The 18,828-nt window shown below is 73.9% G+C and carries 12 protein-coding genes; 6 read left to right on the top strand and 6 right to left on the bottom strand.

What is annotated here, in order from left to right; all coding sequences use genetic code 11:
- Positions 1-41: 41 nt before the first annotated feature.
- Complete coding sequence (locus ABDB74_RS15190) at positions 42-4,649, bottom strand: tetratricopeptide repeat protein (protein WP_346619583.1); 4,608 nt, start codon at positions 4,647-4,649, stop codon at positions 42-44.
- A 44-nt stretch (positions 4,650-4,693) separates the two neighbouring features.
- Positions 4,694-5,005, bottom strand: coding sequence for a trypco2 family protein (locus ABDB74_RS15185; RefSeq protein ID WP_346619582.1), 312 nt, complete (start codon positions 5,003-5,005; stop codon positions 4,694-4,696).
- A 454-nt stretch (positions 5,006-5,459) separates the two neighbouring features.
- Here ABDB74_RS15185 and ABDB74_RS15180 point away from each other — a divergent pair, with 454 nt between their 5' ends.
- On the top strand, positions 5,460-5,792 hold the full coding sequence (locus ABDB74_RS15180) for a hypothetical protein (protein WP_346619581.1): 333 nt from the start codon (positions 5,460-5,462) through the stop codon (positions 5,790-5,792).
- A 163-nt stretch (positions 5,793-5,955) separates the two neighbouring features.
- Here ABDB74_RS15180 and ABDB74_RS15175 read toward each other — a convergent pair whose 3' ends face one another.
- The 4 genes from ABDB74_RS15175 to ABDB74_RS15160 all read right to left on the bottom strand — a co-directional run bounded on the left by ABDB74_RS15175 (position 5,956) and on the right by ABDB74_RS15160 (position 14,057).
- Positions 5,956-8,886 (bottom strand): tetratricopeptide repeat-containing serine protease family protein, encoded by a 2,931-nt coding sequence (locus ABDB74_RS15175; protein ID WP_346619580.1) that lies wholly within the window; start codon positions 8,884-8,886, stop codon positions 5,956-5,958.
- A gap of 43 nt (positions 8,887-8,929) precedes the next feature.
- Positions 8,930-9,220 carry a trypco2 family protein gene (locus tag ABDB74_RS15170; RefSeq protein WP_346619579.1) on the bottom strand — a complete coding sequence of 97 codons (291 nt, stop codon included), beginning with the start codon at positions 9,218-9,220 and terminating at the stop codon, positions 8,930-8,932.
- A 138-nt stretch (positions 9,221-9,358) separates the two neighbouring features.
- On the bottom strand, positions 9,359-13,657 hold the full coding sequence (locus ABDB74_RS15165; RefSeq protein ID WP_346619577.1) for a tetratricopeptide repeat protein: 4,299 nt from the start codon (positions 13,655-13,657) through the stop codon (positions 9,359-9,361).
- Between the two features lie 58 nt (positions 13,658-13,715).
- The gene (locus ABDB74_RS15160; protein ID WP_346619576.1) at positions 13,716-14,057 is read right to left on the bottom strand and encodes a CU044_2847 family protein; all 342 of its coding nucleotides are present in this window, start codon (positions 14,055-14,057) and stop codon (positions 13,716-13,718) included.
- A gap of 13 nt (positions 14,058-14,070) precedes the next feature.
- On the opposite strand from ABDB74_RS15160, the gene ABDB74_RS15155 reads away from it, so the two are divergent.
- The 5 genes from ABDB74_RS15155 (at position 14,071) to ABDB74_RS15135 (ending at position 18,775) form a co-directional block, all read left to right on the top strand.
- Entirely contained in the window at positions 14,071-14,829 is a 759-nt protein-coding gene (locus ABDB74_RS15155; RefSeq protein WP_346619575.1) for an ATP-binding protein, read from the top strand.
- Positions 14,826-16,073 carry a DNA-processing protein DprA gene (gene dprA, locus ABDB74_RS15150; protein ID WP_346619573.1) on the top strand — a complete coding sequence of 416 codons (1,248 nt, stop codon included), beginning with the start codon at positions 14,826-14,828 and terminating at the stop codon, positions 16,071-16,073. Before ABDB74_RS15155 ends, dprA begins: the two co-directional genes overlap by 4 nt.
- A gap of 31 nt (positions 16,074-16,104) precedes the next feature.
- Positions 16,105-17,043: a tyrosine recombinase XerC gene (locus ABDB74_RS15145; protein WP_346619572.1), complete on the top strand. Its 939-nt coding sequence runs from the start codon at positions 16,105-16,107 to the stop codon at positions 17,041-17,043.
- A gap of 92 nt (positions 17,044-17,135) precedes the next feature.
- On the top strand, positions 17,136-17,936 hold the full coding sequence (gene whiG, locus ABDB74_RS15140) for an RNA polymerase sigma factor WhiG (protein ID WP_346619570.1): 801 nt from the start codon (positions 17,136-17,138) through the stop codon (positions 17,934-17,936).
- Positions 17,937-18,208: 272 nt separating this feature from the next.
- Positions 18,209-18,775: a DUF1643 domain-containing protein gene (locus tag ABDB74_RS15135; protein WP_346619568.1), complete on the top strand. Its 567-nt coding sequence runs from the start codon at positions 18,209-18,211 to the stop codon at positions 18,773-18,775.
- Positions 18,776-18,828: the final 53 nt, after the last annotated feature.

Raw genomic sequence — 18,828 nt, 5'->3', positions numbered from 1 at the left:
CTACCGATCTCACGACGAGGCGCGCGAGTTCCGTAGGTCCCCTACTCGGCGCGCTTGGGCGCTCCGTCTTCCAGTGCTGCACGCTCTCGCTCGACGTGCGCAGCCTCCGCCTCGCTGCCCAGCGTCCGCAGGGCGGTCGCCAGGTTGGCGAGGGCATTCACGAGGGCGTGGCGGTACAGATCGGGATGACAGTTGTACAGCGCCCGGTAGAGGCCGGTGGCCTCGTCGATGGCGGCCAGGGCGTCCTCGCGGCGGCCGAGGCTGTCGAGCTGGTTCGACTGGTTGGTCAGCGAGGTGGCGAGGTCGGGGGTGAAGGCGTCGGGGCGGGCGGCGGCCAGCGTGCGGTAGAGGCCGACGGCCTGCTCGATGGCGGTGAGGGCGTCCTCGCGCCGGCCCAGGTCGCCCAGTGCGGTCGACAGGTTGTTCAGCGAGGTGGCCAGGTCGGGGGTGAAGGCGTCGGGGTGGGCGGTGGCCAGGGTGCGGTAGAGGCCGGTGGCCTCCTCGATGGCGGTCAGGGCGTCCTCGCGCCGGCCCAGCTCGCCCAGCTCGCCCAGTGCGGTCGACAGGTTGTTCAGCGAGCCGGCGAGGGCGGGGGTGAAGGCGTCAGGCCGGGCAGCGGCCAGCGTGCGGTAGAGGCCGACGGCCTCCTCGATGGCGGTCAGGGCGTCCTCGCGGCGGCCCAGGTCGGCCAGCCGGATCGACAGGTTGTTCAGCGACATGGCCAGGTCGGGGGTGAAGGCGTCGGGGTGGGCGGCGGCCAGCGTGCGGCGCAGGCCGGTGGCCTCCTCGATGGCGGTCAGGGCGTCCTCGCGGCGGCCCAGGTCGCCCAGTGCGGTCGACAGGTTGTTCAGCGAGCCGGCGAGGGCGGGGGTGAAGGCGTCGGGGCGGGCGGCGGCCAGCGTGCGGCGCAGGCCGGTGGCCTCCTCGATGGCGGTCAGGGCGTCTTCGCGGCGGCCCAGGTTGGCCAGCCGGATCGACAGGTTGTTCAGCGAGCCGGCGAGGGCGGGGGTGAAGGCGTCGGGGTGGGCGGTGGCCAGGGTGCGGCGCAGGCCGGTGGCCTCCTCGATGGCGGTCAGGGCGTCTTCGCGCCGGCCCAGGTCGGCCAGCCGATTCGACAGGTTGTTCAGCGAGCCGGCGAGGGCGGGGGTGAAGGCGTCGGGGTGGGCGGCGGCCAGGGTGCGGCGCAGGCCGGTGGCCTCCTCGATGGCGGTCAGGGCGTCTTCGCGGCGGCCCAGGTCGGCCAGCCGATTCGACAGGTTGTTCAGCGAGCCGGCGAGGGCGGGGGTGAAGGCGTCGGGGTGGGCGGTGGCCAGCGTGCGGCGCAGGCCGGTGGCCTCCTCGATGGCGGTCAGGGCGTCTTCGCGGCGGCCCAGGTTGGCCAGCGCGGTCGACAGGTTGTTCAGCGAGGTGGCCAGGTCGGGGGTGAAGGCGTCAGGCCGGGCGGCGGCCAGCGTGCGGCGCAGGCCGGTGGCCTCCTCGATGGCGGTCAGGGCGTCTTCGCGGCGGCCCAGGCCGGCCAGCCGATTCGACAGGTTGTTCAGCGACATGGCCAGGTCGGGGGTGAAGGCGTCAGGCCGGGCGGCGGCCAGCGTGCGGCGCAGGCCGACGGCCTCCTCGATGGCGGCCAGGGCGTCCTCGCGCCGGCCCAGGCCGCCGAGCTCGTTCGACAGGTTGTTCAGCGAGGTGGCCAGGTCGGGGGTGAAGGCGTCAGGCCGGGCGGCGGCCAGGGTGCGGTAGAGGCCGGTGGCCTCCTCGATGGCGGTCAGGGCGTCCTCGCGGCGGCCCAGCTCGCCCAGTGCGGTCGACAGGCTGTTCAGCGAGCCGGCGAGGGCGGGGGTGAAGGCGTCAGGCCGGGCAGCGGCCAGCGTGCGGTAGAGGCCGGTGGCCTCCTCGATGGCGGTCAGGGCGTCCTCGCGCCGGCCCAGGTCGGCCAGCCGGACCGACAGGTTGTTCAGCGAGCCGGCGAGGGCGGGGGTGAAGGCGTCAGGCCGGGCAGCGGCCAGCGTGCGGTAGAGGCCGGTGGCCTCCTCGATGACGGTCAGGGCGTCCTCGCGCCGGCCCAGGTCGCCCAGTGCGGTCGACAGGTTGTTCAGCGAGCCGGCGAGGGCGGGGGTGAAGGCGTCGGGGTGGGCGGTGGCCAGGGTGCGGCGCAGGCCGGTGGCCTCGTCGATGGCGGTCAGGGCGTCCTCGCGGCGGCCCAGGTCGGCCAGCCGGATCGACAGGTTGTTCAGCGACATGGCCAGGGCGGGGGTGAAGGCGTCGGGGTGGGCGGTGGCCAGGGTGCGGTAGAGGCCGGTGGCCTCCTCGACGGCGGTCAGGGCGTCTTCGCGGCGGCCCAGGTTGGCCAGTGCGGTCGACAGGTTGTTCAGCGAGCCGGCGAGGGCGGGGGTGAAGGCGTCGGGGTGGGCGGTGGCCAGGGTGCGGTAGAGGCCGGTGGCCTCCTCGATGGCGGTGAGGGCGTCCTCGCGCCGGCCCAGCTCGACCAACCGGACCGACAGGTTGTTCAACGACGTGGCCAGGTCGGGGGTGAAGGTGTCGGGGTCGCTGGCAACGAGCTGGCGGTGGCTGTCGACGGCTTGGGCGCTGAGGGTGGCGGCGAGTCCGGCCAGACCCGTGCTCTGCTCGGGCAGCCGGTCCATTAGGGCGGTGGCGATTCGAGGCTGCGGGCAGGCAGCGAGGGCCCGGTCGAGCAGGTCGGGCAGTCGGCCGGCGGGGTCGGCGACCGCGCCGTCGAGCAGGTCGGGCAGTCGGTCGGCGAGCAGTCGATCTAGCGTCTGGCGGACGCGATCGCGACTGGCGGCGCGGGTGAGCTCGGTGAGTAGCTGCTCGACCTGTGCTCCGCCGACAGCGCCGCCGTCGGTGATCCACTGGTAGCCGGTTAGCACCAGGCCGGTCAGCCCATCGCAGGTAGCCAGCAGCTGCTCGGTGAGCAGGTCTGGGCGAAGTGGGGCCGCCCACGGCGGTTCGGTGCCGGGATAGCGCTCGTGTAGCCAGTTGGCGACCGAGCGTCGGTCCACGGCGTCGGCGTCGGCGAGGTCATCGACCAGGGTGAGCAGCGTGGTGGTGGCCGGCTGATCGGGTGGGGCGAGCAGGGTGGCGGTGGTGACGGTCTGCTGCGGGGTGGCGTCGCTGCTGAGGCGTACGTGGCGGGGGAAGCTCCTCGCCCAGCCGTTCCGTTCTTGATCGAGGACACCTTGCAGGATCTTCTCGCGCAGAGCCGCACCGGTGGTGGGTACGTCGGCGCCGGCGACGGTGAGCAGTGCACGCATCTGCACCAGCAGCGGATTGCCGAAGGCCACATTCCGCAGGTCCGGGGGAGGCCCGATCGCGGCCGGTGGCTGCGGACCGTAGGGGGCGAAGGCGGCGATCGCCGCGGCGTGGTGGGCGGCCCGTTCACCGGGGTGCAACTCGCCGTTGTGCAGAGTCAGCAGGTCATCGGCGAGGTCATCGGCGCGGTCTTGGGTAAGCCGAGTGAGCGTGTCCCACCAGCCGGTGGTGTGCCGGGCCAGCAGCAACAGTCGTACGGGTGGGGCGTCGGGCGGCCAGTGGTAGAGGTGGCCGATTAGCTCCACGAGTCGGTCGACCTTGAGGTCGGCGTCGTCGACGACGAGCAGGGTGGGCCGGTCGAAGGCTAGGACTGGATCTCCGCCGGGGGCGTCGGGGTCGGCTAGGCCGGCCTGCCAGCCGCGCCCGGCCATACGCAGGCAGGTTTCGGCAGCCAGCCGGGTCTTGCCTGCCCCGCCGGCGCCGAGGATCAGCCGTAGCGCGGCCCTGTCCCCACCGAGGCACCAGTCCTGCAACGTCTGCAACTCGGCCTCCCGGCCGAGGAAGGGGACGATGCCGTACTCCGGTAGCAGCAGCCCGGCCGGCTGTCTCCGCCCCAGTCGCGCGGGAGCGCGCTGGTACGGCGGGGCGATCGCCACGGAGGTGTCGGCGGTGACGGCCAGCCGCAGCCGCGGCCCCACCGCCGTGACCGGCGCGGTAGGGGCGCCGAGCAGCCCAGCCAGGTCCGGGTCGGCCAGAAGCGGGCCGATCGGGGCGGCGGCCACCCGGTCGGTGCCGAACCGGGCCGGGTCCACGAACACCACACCGACCAGAAACGGCCCGGCGAATAGGCCGGCGCCGGACATGCCCGCCCACGGCGACCCGCCGCGGCACTCCGTCGGAGCCGCGCTGAGCACCGTGACCGCCAGCTGGCCGGCCCTGACGGTCGTGCCCGGGGTGAGGAAGCCGTGCAGGTGCTCAGTGTCCCGGATCCGGTCGGTGCGTTCTTGCGCCCAGGGGAACCCGACCGCATCGACCGCGATCGGCTCGGTGCTCTGAATGCGGCCCCAGCGTGGGTTGGGGCTGGCCGGTGGCAGCGGTGGCGCGGAGTCGGCGAGCCGCAGCACGGCCACATCAGCATCCGGGCCCCGCCACGCCACCACGGCCGGGGCCCAATCCGCCGTCCCTAGGGGGCGGGCCTGGCATACCCCGGGCGCGTCCACGTTGTCGGGCACCGGCGACCCCGGCGCGGCGGCCGGCAGGTCGGCGACCACGTGCGCAGCGGTGAGCACCAGCTGCTCGCTCAGCCGGTAGCCCGACCCGACCGTGCCGGATGACCCGGTTCGGTCCGGCGCGTAGAGCTCGACCACTCGTGCTACGTCCACGCCTGCCTCCGGTTCCCCGCGCCCGCCCTGCCGTCAGATGGCGGTCAGGGAGGTGGCCCGGGCGCCCGGTCGCTGATGAACGTGGGTTCACCGTGCTCGTCGACCGGGGTCAGAGATAAGACGACCTTCTGGGTCTCGGCCTTCGACCACTTGGCCGATCCGCCAGCCTCGATCACCCAGAACCGCACCTTGCCCTCCGGGCCGCCCTCGCGGCCGGTGACCACGGTGAACTCCACTGTCACCGGCCCGACGGCGAACTGCAGCCCCGGATCCCGGGCTGCCTGCGCTTCCTTCAGCTCGGCGCGCAGTCCCGCGACGAAATCCCCAATCGGCACCCGGCCATCTGCGTCCCCCATGCGCCGCACCCTGGCACAACCGGCACCCGCCGGAAACCCAGAGCGGCGCGCCCGCCATACAGCTCGCGTGGGGGGACCTACCGGTCACACGACGAGGCGCACGAGTTCCGAAGGTCCCTGCACACTTCCGCAGCTGACCGGATGCTGTGGGGATAGCGCCGCCATCGGCTTGCTCGGCGGTGGAGTTGTCCTCCACGGTCGAGAAGGAGCGGAACCGATCGTTGCCATGTAGTCGTCGGTGGTCGGCGCTACGGTCCGCGCCATGGGGACCGACCGGGTGGAGGAGCCTCGCTGGCGGTGGAGGCGAGTCGGCGTGCCCGGCGTGCCTGAGTGGGAAGCCCTGCCGCCAGCCGGAGATCTCCGAGAGGCGGGGGCTGTCGTCACAGTCGCGGACATCAGCACGGGCCTCGGGCGGTGTGGGGTCTGCGGCCGCCGGGGCAGGATGTGGCACGGCATGGTTGAGGTGCCACTGTTTGGCGACTTCGTCCCGCTAGGTCTTGGCTGCACCCGGGCCCACGCGGTGGCTGCAGCACCGACGAGTTGGGCGGCGCTGGCCGCGACCTTGACGGATCGAGCCACAGCACTGCGTGCCAATGGCGTCGCGCACACGCGCTTCGACGAGACTGTGCAGTTGGTCAGCAGGCAGGCCGACATCTGTGCCTTCCTTGCGGATGCGTCTCTGGCGGAGCGCCAGCTGGCGCTTCGGCTGTGGGCCGACCGCCGCGACCTCAGCGTGCCCGATGTCGCCACGGTGACCGCCGGCGTGCTTGCCGACGTCGACGGGTAGGAGACGCGGGTAGCCGGAGGCTTTGGATTTATGCGCGGGCCAGGTGCGGGCATCTCCTCGCGACCGGCGGGCGGCTTCTTGACCGGGACTTGCCGTTCTCACGACGAGGCGCACGAGTTGCTCAAGTCCCTGGACTGTGGCCGTTCCTTGGCTCGCCGGTGCGTCAGTTGTCTGCCAGCTTCGCGGCCTCGTCGTCGGCCTGCGCCGCTTCCTGCCCTCGGTCCAGGTTCCGCAGATCGATCGCAACGTTCCGTAGGGCCTTCGCGAGGGCCTCGCGGTACAAGTCCGGATGACGCTGGCACAGAGCTCGCAGCAGATTGACCGCTTCCTGGTCGAGGGCGAGCGCGTCCTCGTGGTGGCCCAGATCGGTGAGGACCACACCATAGGACTGCAGGCTACCGGCGAGGTGTGGGGTGAAGGCGTCGGGGTGGGCGTCGGCCAGCGCGCGGTAGAGGCCGGTGGCCTCCTGGACGGCGGTGAGGGCGTCCTCGTGGCGGCCGAGGCCGGCCAGCTGGATCGACAGGTTGTTCAGCGCCGTGGCGAGGTGGGGGGTGAAGGCGTCGGGGCGGGCGTCGGCCAGGGCGCGGCGCAGGGTGACGGCCTCGTGGGCGGCGGTGAGGGCGTCCTCGCGGCGGCCGAGGTGGGCCAGCTGGTTCGACAGGTTGTTCAGCGCCGTGGCGAGGTGGGGGGTGAAGGCGTCGGGGCGGGCGTCGGCCAGCGCGCGGTAGAGGCCGGTGGCCTCCTCGATCGCGGTGAGGGCGTCCTCGCGGCGGCCGAGGTCGGCCAGCTGGACCGACAGGTTGTTCAGCGCCGTGGCGAGGTGGGGGGTGAAGGCGTCGGGGCGGGCGTCGGCCAGCGCCCGGTAGAGGCCGGTGGCCTCCTCGACGGCGGTCAGGGCGTCCTCGCGGCGGCCGAGGTCGGTCAGCCGGACCGACAGGTTGTTCAGCGCGCCGGCGAGCCGGGGTGTGTGCGTCTCGGGGTTGTCGGCGGTGACGATGCGGTGGTGGTCCACGGCCTGGGCGGTGAGGGTGGCGGCGAGCGCAGCCAGACCGGTGCTGTGCTCGGGCAGCCGGTCGAGCAAGGCCACGGCAGCCGATCGCTGCGGGCAGAGCGTGAGCGCGGTGTCGAGCAAATCAGGCAGCGGGCCGGCGGGGGCGGCGAGTGCCGCGTCGAGCAGGTCGGGCAGCCGGGCGGCGAGCAGCCGCTCCAGCGCCTGGCGGACCGGGTCGCGGCCGGCAGCGCGGACGAGCTCGACGAGTAGTTGCTCGACCTGGGTGCCCGCAGGAGACCCGTGGTGATCGGTGAGCCGGGCATGGCCGGTGAGTACTAGGCCGGTCAGGTCGGGGCAGCTGGCCAGCAGTTGTTCGGTGAGCAGGTCAGGGCGCAGCGGGGCGATCCAGGGCGGCTGGGCGCCGGGATAGCGCTGGTGTAGCCAGTCGGCGACGGCGCCGCGCGCGGCCGCGGTGGCGTCGGCGAAGTCGTCGATAATCGCGAGCAGCGCGGCGCTGGCGGATTGGTCGGCGGGAGCGAACAGGGTGGCCGTGGCGACGGCTCGTTGGTGGGTGGTGGGGCTGCTGGTGGTCACCGTGGCGGGGAAGGTGTCGGCCCAGCGGCGGCGTTCCCGGTCGAGGACTGCGTCCAGGAGCCGTTCGCGCACGGCGCTGCCGCCGGTGGGCACGGCCACGCCATGGGCGGCGAGCAGCGCGTGCATGTGCACCAGCAGTGGGTTGGCGAAGGCGTCGTCGGCGAGATCGGGGACCTGGTCGCTGTCCGGGGCTGCAGGCCTGGTGGCCGGCCGCAGGTGGTGGGTGAAAGCGGCGCGGGCCGCGGCGTGATGGGCAGGCCGGTTAGCCGAGACCAGGTCGCCGGTGTGCAGGGTCAGCGGGAGGTCGCCCAGTTCGGCGGCGAGGTGGTCGGTGCGCTGATTCAGCGTGTGCCACCAGCCGGTGGTGTGGCGGGTGAGCAGCAGCAGCCGCACCGGGGGGGCGTCGGGCGGCCAGTAGCCCAGCGCGCGCACCAGTCCGGTGAGCAGGTCGACGTACAGGTCGGCGTCATCAACGGCGAGCAGGGTGGGCCGGTCAAAGGCCAGCACCGGATTTCCGCCGGGGGCGTCGGCGTCGGCGAAGCCGGCCTGCCAGCCGTGCCCGGCCAGCCGTACACACGCCTCGGCGGCGAGCCGGGTCTTGCCCGCTCCACCGGCGCCGAGCAGAAGCCGAAGCGCCGCCCCGCCGCCGTTCAGGCACCAAGCCTGGAGCGTCTGAAGCTCGGTGCCGCGGCCGAGGAAGGGCACGATGCCGTGCTCGGGGAGCAGCAGCCGGGACGGTTCCCGGCCCAGCCGGGCCGAGGCCGCCCGGTACGGCGGTGTCACGGCCACGGAGGTGTCGGCGGTGATGGCCAGCCGCAACCGCGGCCCGACCCGCGTGACCACAGCTGGAGGGCCGAGCAGCGCGGTTAGCGCAGGGTCGGCCTTCAGTGGCGCCGTCGGGGCGGCGACCACCCGGTCGGTGCCGAACCGAGCCGGGTCGACGATCACCACCCCGACCAGGAACGGGCCGGCGAACAGCGCGGCGCCGGACATGCCTGCCCACGGCGAGCCGCCATCCCGGGCGGACGGCGGGGAGGTGAGCACTGTGATGGCCAGTTGACCGGCTCTGACGGCGGTGCCCGGGGTGAGGAAGCCATGCAGATGCTCGGTGTCCCGTCTGCGGTCGATGCCCTCCTGGGCCCAGGGGAAGCCGACCGCGTCGACCGCGATCGGCTCGGTCCCCTCGACGCGGCCCCAGCGCGGGGCGGGGCTGCCCGGTGGCGGCGATGCAGACGCGGCCAGGCGCAGCACCGCCACGTCGGCGTCGGTGTTGCGCCAGACCACTGCGGCCGGCACCCAGTCCGTCGATCCGAGCGGCCGGGCCCGGCACATCCCGGGAGCGTCGACGTCGTCGGGCACCGGCGCACCCGGGGTCATGATCCGGATGTCAGCGACCACGTGGGCGGCGGTCAGCACCAGCTGCTCGGTCAGCCGATAGCCCGACCCCACCTGCCCAGCTTCGCCGCCCGCACCGGTCGCGTAGAGCTCGACCACCCGTCCGACGTCCACGCCCACCCCCTACTGGCCGCTACCGCTGCTGGAAGGCGACCAGTCACGGGGGTGGCCCGGGCACCCAGTCTCCGACGCGCACGTCCTCGCCGCGTTCGTTGACCGGGGTCAGGGTCAAGGTCACCGTCTGCGTCTCGGCCTTGGACCACTTGGCCGATCCGCCGGCCTCGACGACCCAGAACCGCACCTTGCCCTCCGGGCCGCCTTCGCGGCCGGTGACCAAGGTGAACTCCACCTGCACCGGCCCGACCGCGAACTGCAGCCCTGGATCCCGGGCCGCCTGAGCCTCCTTCAGCTCGGCCCGCAGCCCCGCCACGAACTCCGCGATCGGCACCCGGCCATCCGCATCCCCCATACGCCGCACCCTGGCACAACCACCGCTGGCCGGACACCTTCAGCGGCGCGCCGACCGCACGGCCTCGGTGGGGGACCTACCGTTCTCACGACGAGGCGCACGAGTTCCGTGGGTCCCCTACTCGGCGCGCTTGGGTGCTCCGTCTTCCAGCGCTGCACGCTCGCGCTCGACGTGCGCTGCCTCCGCTTCGCTGCCCAGCGTCCGCTGGGCGGTCGCCAGGTTGGCGAGGGCCTTCACGAGGGCGTGGCGGTACAGATCGGGATGACAGTTGTACAGCGCCCGGTAGAGGCCGGCGGCCTCCTCGATGGCGGTGAGGGCGTCCTCGCGGCGGCCGAGGCTGCCGAGCTGGTTCGACTGGTTGTTCAGCGAGGTGGCGAGGTCGGGGGTGAAGGCGTCGGGCCGGGTGGCGGCCAGCGTGCGGTAGAGGCCGGTGGCCTCGTCGATGGCGGTCAGGGCGTCCTCGGGCCGGCCCAGGTCGAATAGCCAGAGCGACAGGTTGTTCAGCGAGCCGGCGAGGTGGGGGGTGAAGGTGTCGGGCCGGGCGGCGGCCAGCGTGCGGTAGAGGCCGCTGGCCTCCTCGATGGCGGCCAGGGCGTCCTGGGGCCGGCCCAGGTCGCCCAGTGCGGTCGACGCGTTGTTCAGCGACATGGCCAGGTCGGGGGTGAAGGCGTCGGGCCGGGCGGCGGCCAGCGCGCGGTAGAGGCCGACGGCCTCCTCGATGGCGGCCAGGGCGTCCTCTCGCCGGCCCAGGTCACCCAGCCGGATGGACAGGCTGTTCAGCGACATGGCGAGGTCGGGGGTGAAGGCGTCGGGCCGGGCGGCGGCCAGCGCGCGGTAGAGGCCGGCGGCCTCCTCGATGGCGGTGAGAGCGTCCTCGCGCCGGCCCAGGCCGGCCAGCCGGATCGACAGGCTGTTCAGCGACATGGCCAGGTCGGGGGTGAAGGCGTCGGGCCGGGCGGCGGCCAGCGTGCGGTAGAGCCCGCTAGCCTCCTCGATGGCGGCCAGGGCGTCCTCGCGCCGGCCCAGGCCGGCGAGCCGATTCGACGCGTTGTTCAGCGACATGGCCAGGTCGGGGGTGAAGGCGTCGGGGCGGTGGGCGGCCAGCGTGCGGCGCAGGGTGACGGCCTCCTCGATGGCGGCCAGGGCGTCCTCGCGCCGGCCCAGGCCTGCCAGCCGGATCGACAGGTTGTTCAGCGACATGGCGAGGTCGGGGATGTAGGCGTCGGGGCGGTGGGCGGCCAGCGTGCGGCGCAGGGTGACGGCCTCCTCGATGGCGGCCAGGGCGTCCTCGCGCCGGCCCAGGCTGCCGAGCTGGTTCGACAGGTTGTTCAGCGACATGGCCAGGTCTGGGGTGAAGGCGTCGGGGCGGGCGGCGGCCAGTGTGCGGTAGAGCCCGCTAGCCTCCTCGATGGCGGTGAGGGCGTCCTCGCGCCGGCCCAGGTCGGCCAGCCGATTCGACGCATTGTTCAGCGAGGTGGCCAGGTCGGGGGTGAAGGCGTTGGGCCGGGCGGCGGCCAGCGTGCGGCGCAGGCCGACGGCCTCCTCGATGGCGGTGAGGGCGTCCTCGCGCCGGCCCAGGCCTGCCAGCCGATTCGACAGGTTGTTCAGCGACATGGCCAGGTCGGGGGTGAAGGCGTCGGGGCGGTCGGCGGCCAACGTGCGGTAGAGCCCGCTGGCCTCCTCGATGGCGGTGAGGGCGTCCTCGCGCCGGCCCAGGCCTGCCAGCCGGAGCGACGCGTTGTTCAGCGAGGTGGCCAGGTGGGGGGTGAAGGCATCGGGGCGGTCGGCGGCCAGCGTGCGGTAGAGGCCGCTGGCCTCCTCGATGGCGGCCAGGGCGTCCTCGCGCCGGCCCAGGTCGGCCAGCCGGTTCGACGCGTTGGTCAGCGAGGTGGCCAGGTCGGGGGTGAAGGCGTCGGGGCGGTCGGCGGCCAGCGTGCGGTAGAGCCCGCTGGCCTCCTCGACGGCGGCCAGGGCGTCCTCGCGTCGGCCCAGGCCGGCCAGCCAGAGCGACAAACTGTTCAGCGACATGGCCAGGTCGGGGGTGAAGGCGTCGGGCCGGGCGGCGGCCAGCGCTCGGTGCAGGGCCACGGCCTCCTCGACGGCGGTCAGGGCGTCCTCGCGCCGGCCCAGGCCGGCCAGCCGATTCGACAGGTTGTTCAGCGCCGTGGCGAGGGCGGGGGTGAAGGCGTCGGGCCGGGCGGCGGCCAGCGCCCGGTAGAGGCCGCTGGCCTCCTCGATGGCGGTCAGGGCGTCCTCGCGGCGGCCGACGTGGTCCAGCCGGATCGACAGATTGTTCAGCCATCCGGCGAGTTCGTCCTGCGGGCCACTGCGGCGGAGGTGCTGGACCCTGCGGGCGGTGAGCACCATGGCGGCCTCACGCAGCGCGATGGTGTGCTCGGGCAGCGCTGCGGCGAGGCGCATCAGCAGGTCCGGCTCGACGGCCAGGTCCGGCTCGGCGAGGGTGTCGGTGAGAACTCGGTCGAGCGGGGAGCCGGTCTCGCCGGCAACGGTGATCGCCGGCCGGCCGAGGTTTGCCAGGTCGGAGCGCAGCGCGGTGCACAGCAGTTGGTGGGCGGCCGGTTGGTAGCGGGCGGCGCGGGTGAGCACGGTCAACGCCCGGCGGGCTTGGGGTTCGGGCAGCCCGCCCAACAGGCTGCTCGCGACATCCGGATCTGCGGCCAGCACGGTGGTGATGTGGCTTTCCGCGAGTAGGTCCGGCTGCAGTCCGCGGAGCCAGTCGTCGCTGCGATCAGGCGGGTAGTGGCGGCGCATCCACCGGGCCAGCGCACGCCTATGTCCCTCGGCGCCTGCGAGGTCGGGTACGCGGGCCAGCGTGGTGGAGGCATCGGTCTCAGTGCCGGCGCCCAGCAGTGTGAGTGCGGCGACGGTGCGGGACAGAATGGTGTCGTCGACGGGGGCGAGGTGGTCGATGGTGGCGGTGCGCCGCCAGTGCCGGCGTTCTCGGGTGAGGACGTGGTCCAGGACGTCGGCGGGGGAACGGGGCCTACCGTCGGGATTGGGGCGGCCGGGTTCGTCGGGGGTGCCCACGGCGTCGAGGGCGGCCAGGTGCGCGGACAGGTACGACCATGTCTCCGCGGTAGCGAGAAGCGGCAGCTTGGCGGGGGAAGTCAAGTTCTGCCGCTTGGCAAGAGCCGCGGCAGCATCCTGGTAAGCGGGGGTGGGGTCCGAAACCAGCTCGTCAAGTTGGCTGAGAGCAAATGGGCGCGCTCCGACCAATGCCTGGGCAGTCCGGTGGGGGTCGTCGCCGCTGGCGGGTAAATCCCGCCACCAGTCCCCGGCGGCGCGGGCGAGCAGCAGCACGCGCACCCCCGCGACGTCCTCGTCAAGGGCGGCGACTGCGGCGAGCAGGTCGGGTAAGTCGGTCTGGGTTTCGGCGTAGTCGACGACCAGGAGCAGGGAATCTGCGCGGCGGGCTAGGCGGTCGCAGACCGCCGCCGGGTCATCGCTCGGCGCCAGAAATCCGGTGAGCCACCCGGCGTCTGCGGCCCTCTGTGCGAGTTCGGCGGCCAGTCGGGTCTTGCCGGTGCCGGCCGGGCCGGTCAGCAGCCGCACCTGCGGAGCGGCCGGGTTGGTGCACCAGGTGAGCAGGTCGTCGAGGTCGGGCCGGCGGGCGGGGTGGAAGGGCACCACGCCGTGGCGGGGCAGCAGCAGGGTGGCCGGAGTGCGCCGGTCGGGCAACGGCTCGTAAGGAGCGGTGAGCAGGTCGCGCAGCCCGGCGGCGGCCAGCCAATCTTCAGCGTTTTCCTCCCACGCCTGCCTCCGTGCCTTCCAGGCAGAGGGGTGTGGACGGGCAAGATCCAGCAGGTCGTTGAAGCCGGGCAGGGCGGTGAGTGCCGGGTGGGCGTGGACGGCCCAGCCCCCGGCGTCGGTGTCGGCGTCACGGGTGCGGGTGAGCAAGCCGAAGAGCCGGCCGGTGGCGGGGTTGATCAGTCCGGTGCCGGACATGCCCGGGGCGGCCTGGGCGGCCGAGAGCTGCCAGCGCTGGCCGACTCCGGTGTCGACCGGGCCGTCGACCCGATAGCTGCCCCACTGCCCGGCCGGCACCCCGGCCTGGAAGGCCTCGCTGAATCCGTACCCGACCAACTCCTCCCCGCGCCCCGGGGTGGCGGTGTCGAGTTCGGCCCAGGGGTGGTCGGTTAGGCCCGGCACATCCAGCCAGGCCAGGTCCGGCCAGCCGTAGGGCGACGGCAGGGTCCCGCCAGTCGGCGGGGCAGGCTGCATGGCCCTGAGTTGGGCCGCCCAGGTTCTGCCGCCGTAGACGACGCTGATCGCGGCGCCTTCCTGCGCGGCCGCGGCGAGGACATGGGCGCAGGTCAGCACCTGCCCGGGGGCGACCAGGACCCCGGAGCCGGCGAAGTCCTCGGCGGTGTTGATGCGCACCGCACAGTCAGCCACCAGGCTTGGTAGATCCCTGTGGGCCACCGTTGCCTCCGCGGGCGCGCCGGTCTCTGTTTCAGTCCCGGTCCTGGTTCTGGTCGCGGATGTCCCCGCCCCAGCCGAGGGTAATCTTCAGGCTGGCCCCGGCCGACCCGCCGACCAGCAGCGCGGTCAGCTTGCCGGACTCCACCTTGACGTCCATGCCGAACTCCACCTCCGCAGAGTCCGGCGCCACCTTCACCAGCGCGTCCTTGACCAGGGTCGCCATGCCCTCCAGCGCCGCCCCTAGCTCACCGAGGTCCAGGGCCCGGCCGCGGGAGACGTCCTGCGACCCGCCGGCGTCGACCGCTTCCACGCCGATCTGCACCCCGTTGGGCAGCACCGCCGAGACCACCCGCCGCTTCTCCACCACGACCATCCCCCGCTCACCTGTGACCGACCCGCTCGTCCTCGGCACCGTAAATACTTCCGCGCCGACACGCCCACCATCTCCTCCCCGCTACCACGGCAATGGCCAGACCCCCGCCCACGCGAAGCTCCGCCTCCCGGCCTACAGCCGGGGGACTCACCGATCTCACGACGAGGCCCCGGAGTTCCCGCGTTCGGTCCTCGACACGCTGCGTCAGCCGCTCGAACGCGGGCAGGTCACCATCCTGCGCGCCTCCGGGGCGGCCACCTTCCCCTGCCGGGCGCAGCTGGTCCTCGCGGCGAACCCGTGCCCCTGCGCGAGCGCCGCGGGCGACACGGCCTGCACCTGCAGCCCGCTGGAGCGGCGGCGCTACCAGTCGCGGCTCTCCGGCCCGCTGCTCGACCGCGTCGACCTCCGGGTGGACCTCCCGCCGGTCACCCGCGCCGCCTGGCTCGACGGCCTCGGTGAGCCGGAGTCGACGGCCGTCGTCGCCGAGCGGGTCCGCCGGGCACGGGCGGCGGCGGGGGAGCGGCTGGCCGGTACCGGGCTCGGCCTGAACAGCCAGGTCCCCGGTCGGCTGCTGCGCGAGCGGTTCGCCGTCCCGCGGGGGTCGCTGCGGCTGGCCGAGCGGGCCCTGGAGCGCGGCTCGCTCTCGGTCCGGGGTTTCGACCGGGTGGTCCGCGTCGCGTGGACGCTGGCAGACCTGGCCGGACGGACCGTGCCCGGCACCGACGAGGTGGCCGAGGCCCTGGGCATGCGCCTGCAGCGGGGTGCGGCATGAGCCTCGACGAGGACCTCGAGGAGGCGGCGGCAGGCACCGCCGTTCCGGGGACGGCGCATCCGGGGGTGCGCCGGGCGCGGGCGTGGCTCAGCCGGGCGGTCGAGCCGGGCACCGTCGATCTCTGGCGCTACGTCGAGGACGTGGGGCCCGTCGAGGCCGTGCGCCGCCTGCGGGCCGGCACAGCCCCCGAACGGATCCGGTCGCTGGTGGGCGCGCGGGTGCACGAGGACGCCAGCCTGGCCGACCTGCGTCGCGCCGAGCGCTGCGAGGCCCGGTTGGTCGTCCCCGAGGACGACGAGTGGCCGGCCTACCCGCTGCACGCACTCACCGTCGCCGTGGCGGGGGAGCCGCTCTCGCACAAGGACCAGTCCGACCGCACACGGGCCCCGGTGCCGCCGCTGGGGCTGTGGGTCCGAGGCCCGGCCCGCCTGGACGTCGTGACCGACCGTTCGATCGCGGTCGTCGGCTCCCGCGCCTCCTCCGCGTACGGCGAGCACGTCGCCGCCGAGCTCGGCCACCAGCTGGGCGAGCGCGGCTGGACGGTGGTCTCCGGCGGGGCCTACGGCATCGACGCCGCCGCCCACCGCGGAGCGCTCGCCGCGGAGGCGCCGACGGTCGCGGTGCTCGCCTGCGGCGTCGACCGCGTCTACCCCGCGGCGCACGGTGCGCTGTTCGCGCGGATCGCCGAGTCGGGCCTGTTGGTGAGCGAATGGCCGCCCGGCTGCGCACCCCTGCGGCACCGGTTCCTCGTGCGCAACCGGCTGATCGCCGCGCTGACCCGCGGCACGGTGGTCGTGGAGGCCGCGGCCCGCTCGGGGGCGCAGGCGACGGCCATGCGTGCCCGGAGACTCGGCCGGCCGCTGATGGTGGTGCCGGGGCCGGTCACCTCGGCGCTGTCGGTCGGCTGCCACGAGCTGCTCCGCGACGAGGAGGCAGGGGCCGTGCTCGTCACCTCGGCGACCCACGTCATCGAGGCGGCGGGCGGCATCGGCACCGACCTCGCCCCACCCGTCGAACGGCCGGGATCCCCGCGCGACGGCCTCTCCGACCTCGCCGCGCGGGTGCTCGATGCCTGCCCGGTGCGCATCGGCGTCGGCCCCGAGCGGCTGGCGAGCATCGCCGGGTGCGATGTCCTCGACGTGCTGAAGGTGCTGCCGTCGCTCGAGCTGGCCGACCTCGTGCAGTGGACCGGCACCGGCTGGCGGCTCGCGCCACCACCGAAGCGCCCCGGCGCGGCGCCTTGACCCGCGCCGGGCGCGGACGGACCGTGGTTTCGTGGCCACGACCAGTACCGCCGACGTCCGCGCCGGGCTGCCGCCCGCGCTGGCCGAGGCGCTGGCCGGCTACGAGGAGCACCTGATCGGGCAGCGCGACCTCTCCGCCAACACGGTGCGCAGCTACGTCGGTGACGTCGCCCGGCTACTGGACCACCTGGCCCGGCGCAGCGGAAGCCAGCCCCACGACCTGGACCTCGCCACCCTCCGCAGCTGGCTCGCGCAGGGCCGCACGCGGGGGCACAGCCGGTCGACCACCGCCCGGCACGCCTCGGCCGCCCGGTCGTTCACCGCCTGGCTGCGCCGGTCGGGGCTCACGCCCGAGGACGTCGGCCAGCGGCTGGTCAGCCCCAAGGCGCACCCGACCCTGCCCGACGTGCTCGCGCCCGAGCAGGCGCGGGCGCTGGTGGAGACCGCCGCCGGGGCCGAGGAGCCGGTGCAGCTCCGCGACGCCGTCGTCCTGGAGCTGCTGTACGCCAGCGGCATCCGGGTGAGCGAGCTCGTCGGCCTCGACGTCGACGACGTCGACCGGGGGCGCCGGCTGCTCCGGGTGCTGGGCAAGGGCAACAAGGAGCGCAGCGTGCCCTACGGGCTGCCGGCGGAGCGCGCGCTGGACGCCTGGCTCACCCGGGGCCGCCCCGCGCTGGCGGCACCCGGCTCGGGCCCCGCCCTCCTGCTCGGGCTGCGCGGACGGCGACTGGACGCCCGCGAGGCCCGCCGCACGGTGCACGCCGCGACCTCCGGCGTCCCGGGTGCGCCCGACATCGGCCCGCACGGCCTCCGGCACTCCGCCGCGACGCACGTGCTGGAGGGCGGCGCGGACCTGCGCTCCGTCCAGGAGTTGCTCGGCCACGCTAGCCTCGCGACGACGCAGATCTACACGCACGTGACGGTCGAACGGCTCCGTGCGGTCCATGCCCAGGCGCATCCCCGTGCCTGAGGCGGACGGCCGGGGAGCGGGCTGGACGGCGGCAGTCATGACCACGCGGGACCACGGACGGTGCCCGCGCAGCACGACCGAGGAGCGCGACCGTGTCTGAGGCAACCATCCGCCGCATCGACGAGTCGGGTGAGGACGCCGACGCCCTGCTGACCGATCTGTGGTCCCGCTACGTCGCGGGCCGGGACTCCGCGCTGCGGGACCGGCTGATCCTGCACTACGCGCCGCTGGTCAAGTACGTCGCCGGCCGGGTGGGCAGCGGCCTGCCCGCGCACGTGGAGCAGGCCGACCTCATCTCCTACGGCACCTTCGGGCTGATCGACGCGATCACCCGCTACGAGCCCACCCGCGAGGTGAAGTTCGAGAGCTACGCGATGGCGCGCATCCGCGGGGCGATCATCGACGAGCTGCGCAACACCGACTGGATCCCCCGCTCGGTCCGCGTGAAGGCGCGCGCGTTCGAGCGCACGGTGGCGGAGCTGGAGAGCAAGCTGCACCGGACGCCGACCGACGAAGAGGTCGCCGACGCCATGGACATGGACGTCGAGGACATCCGCAAGTTCCTCGGCCAGCTCTCCCTGGTCAACGTCGTGGCCCTGGACGAGCTGCTCACCGACGACGACGGCGGTTCGCCGCGGCTGGGCGACACCCTCAGGGACCCGAGCGCCCTCGACCCGCAGGCCATGGCCGAGCACGGTGAGGCCCGCCAGCTCCTCGCCCGCGCCGTCGAGCAGCTGCCCGAGCGGGAGAAGGTCGTCGTCTCGCTCTACTACTTCGAGGGCCTCACGCTCGCCGACATCGGCCGCGTCCTCGGGGTGACCGAGAGCCGGATCTGCCAGCTGCACACGAAGGCCGTCCTCCACCTGCGCACCAAGCTCGCCGACATCGCATGACGACGGGCCCGGGAGTGTCGCAGCGAGGAACGCGCGAGGAGTGGACCGGGGCGCAGAATCGCGACACGAGCACCGCGTAACCCGCACGGCCCGGGTCGAGACATGGGACGCCGACCTCGACACCTGGCTCTACCGGCGGCAGGGTGTCATGGGGACCGGCCGCACCGAGGCGTGCTCTCACCGGCCAGGCCGACGTGCGCTTCGTCAAACCCATGGCCTGATCGCAGCGGGCGCGCGCCGATCGGCGTCCGTCGGTGGATACCGTCCTGCTGGTGGACGACGTGTTCGCCGTGCTCGCGGAGCGGCACGGCCTGGAGGATCGGGCGGGCACGTCTTCCGATGGACTGTCGGAGCGGTACCTCTACTCGGCCGACATGGGCTACCGGTACGGATTCGGTCGGTGGTGGGGGCACCCGGACGTCGCGACCACCGACGTGTGGGTCCTGCTCAACCCCGCGACGGGTGACACCGAGCGGCGCCGCCGCCCGACGCTGGACCGCTGCATCGCCCACAGCCGCACCGTGGGCAGGACCGGGGTCGTGGTCGTGAACATCTTCGCCCTGCGGCACACGGATCCGAAGGTCCTGCGGCGGGCAGGGGATCCGGTCGGATCGGCGAACGACGACGCCCTGCGGCTCTTCACGGCCGCTGCGCCGAGGACCATCGCCGCCTGGGGTGCGGGAGGAGCATTCCATGCCAGGTCGCGTGTCGTCGCGCCCCTTCTGGACCAGCCGCTCTGCCTGGGCACGACAGCCGGGGGCGAGCCGAGGCACCCGTTGTACGTGCCCTCCGACGCCGAACTTCGTCCCTGGACCGCACCCGTGGGTCCCGGGGCCTGAACGGCAGTAGCCGGATCCGCGGCGGGGCCAGCAGCGCCAGCGGGTCGAGGTAG

The organism is Blastococcus sp. HT6-4 (assembly GCF_039679125.1).
GTDB lineage: Bacteria > Actinomycetota > Actinomycetes > Mycobacteriales > Geodermatophilaceae > Blastococcus > Blastococcus montanus.
Note: the sequence above shows the minus strand (reverse complement) of the source record. Positions and strands in the feature narration are given on the sequence as shown.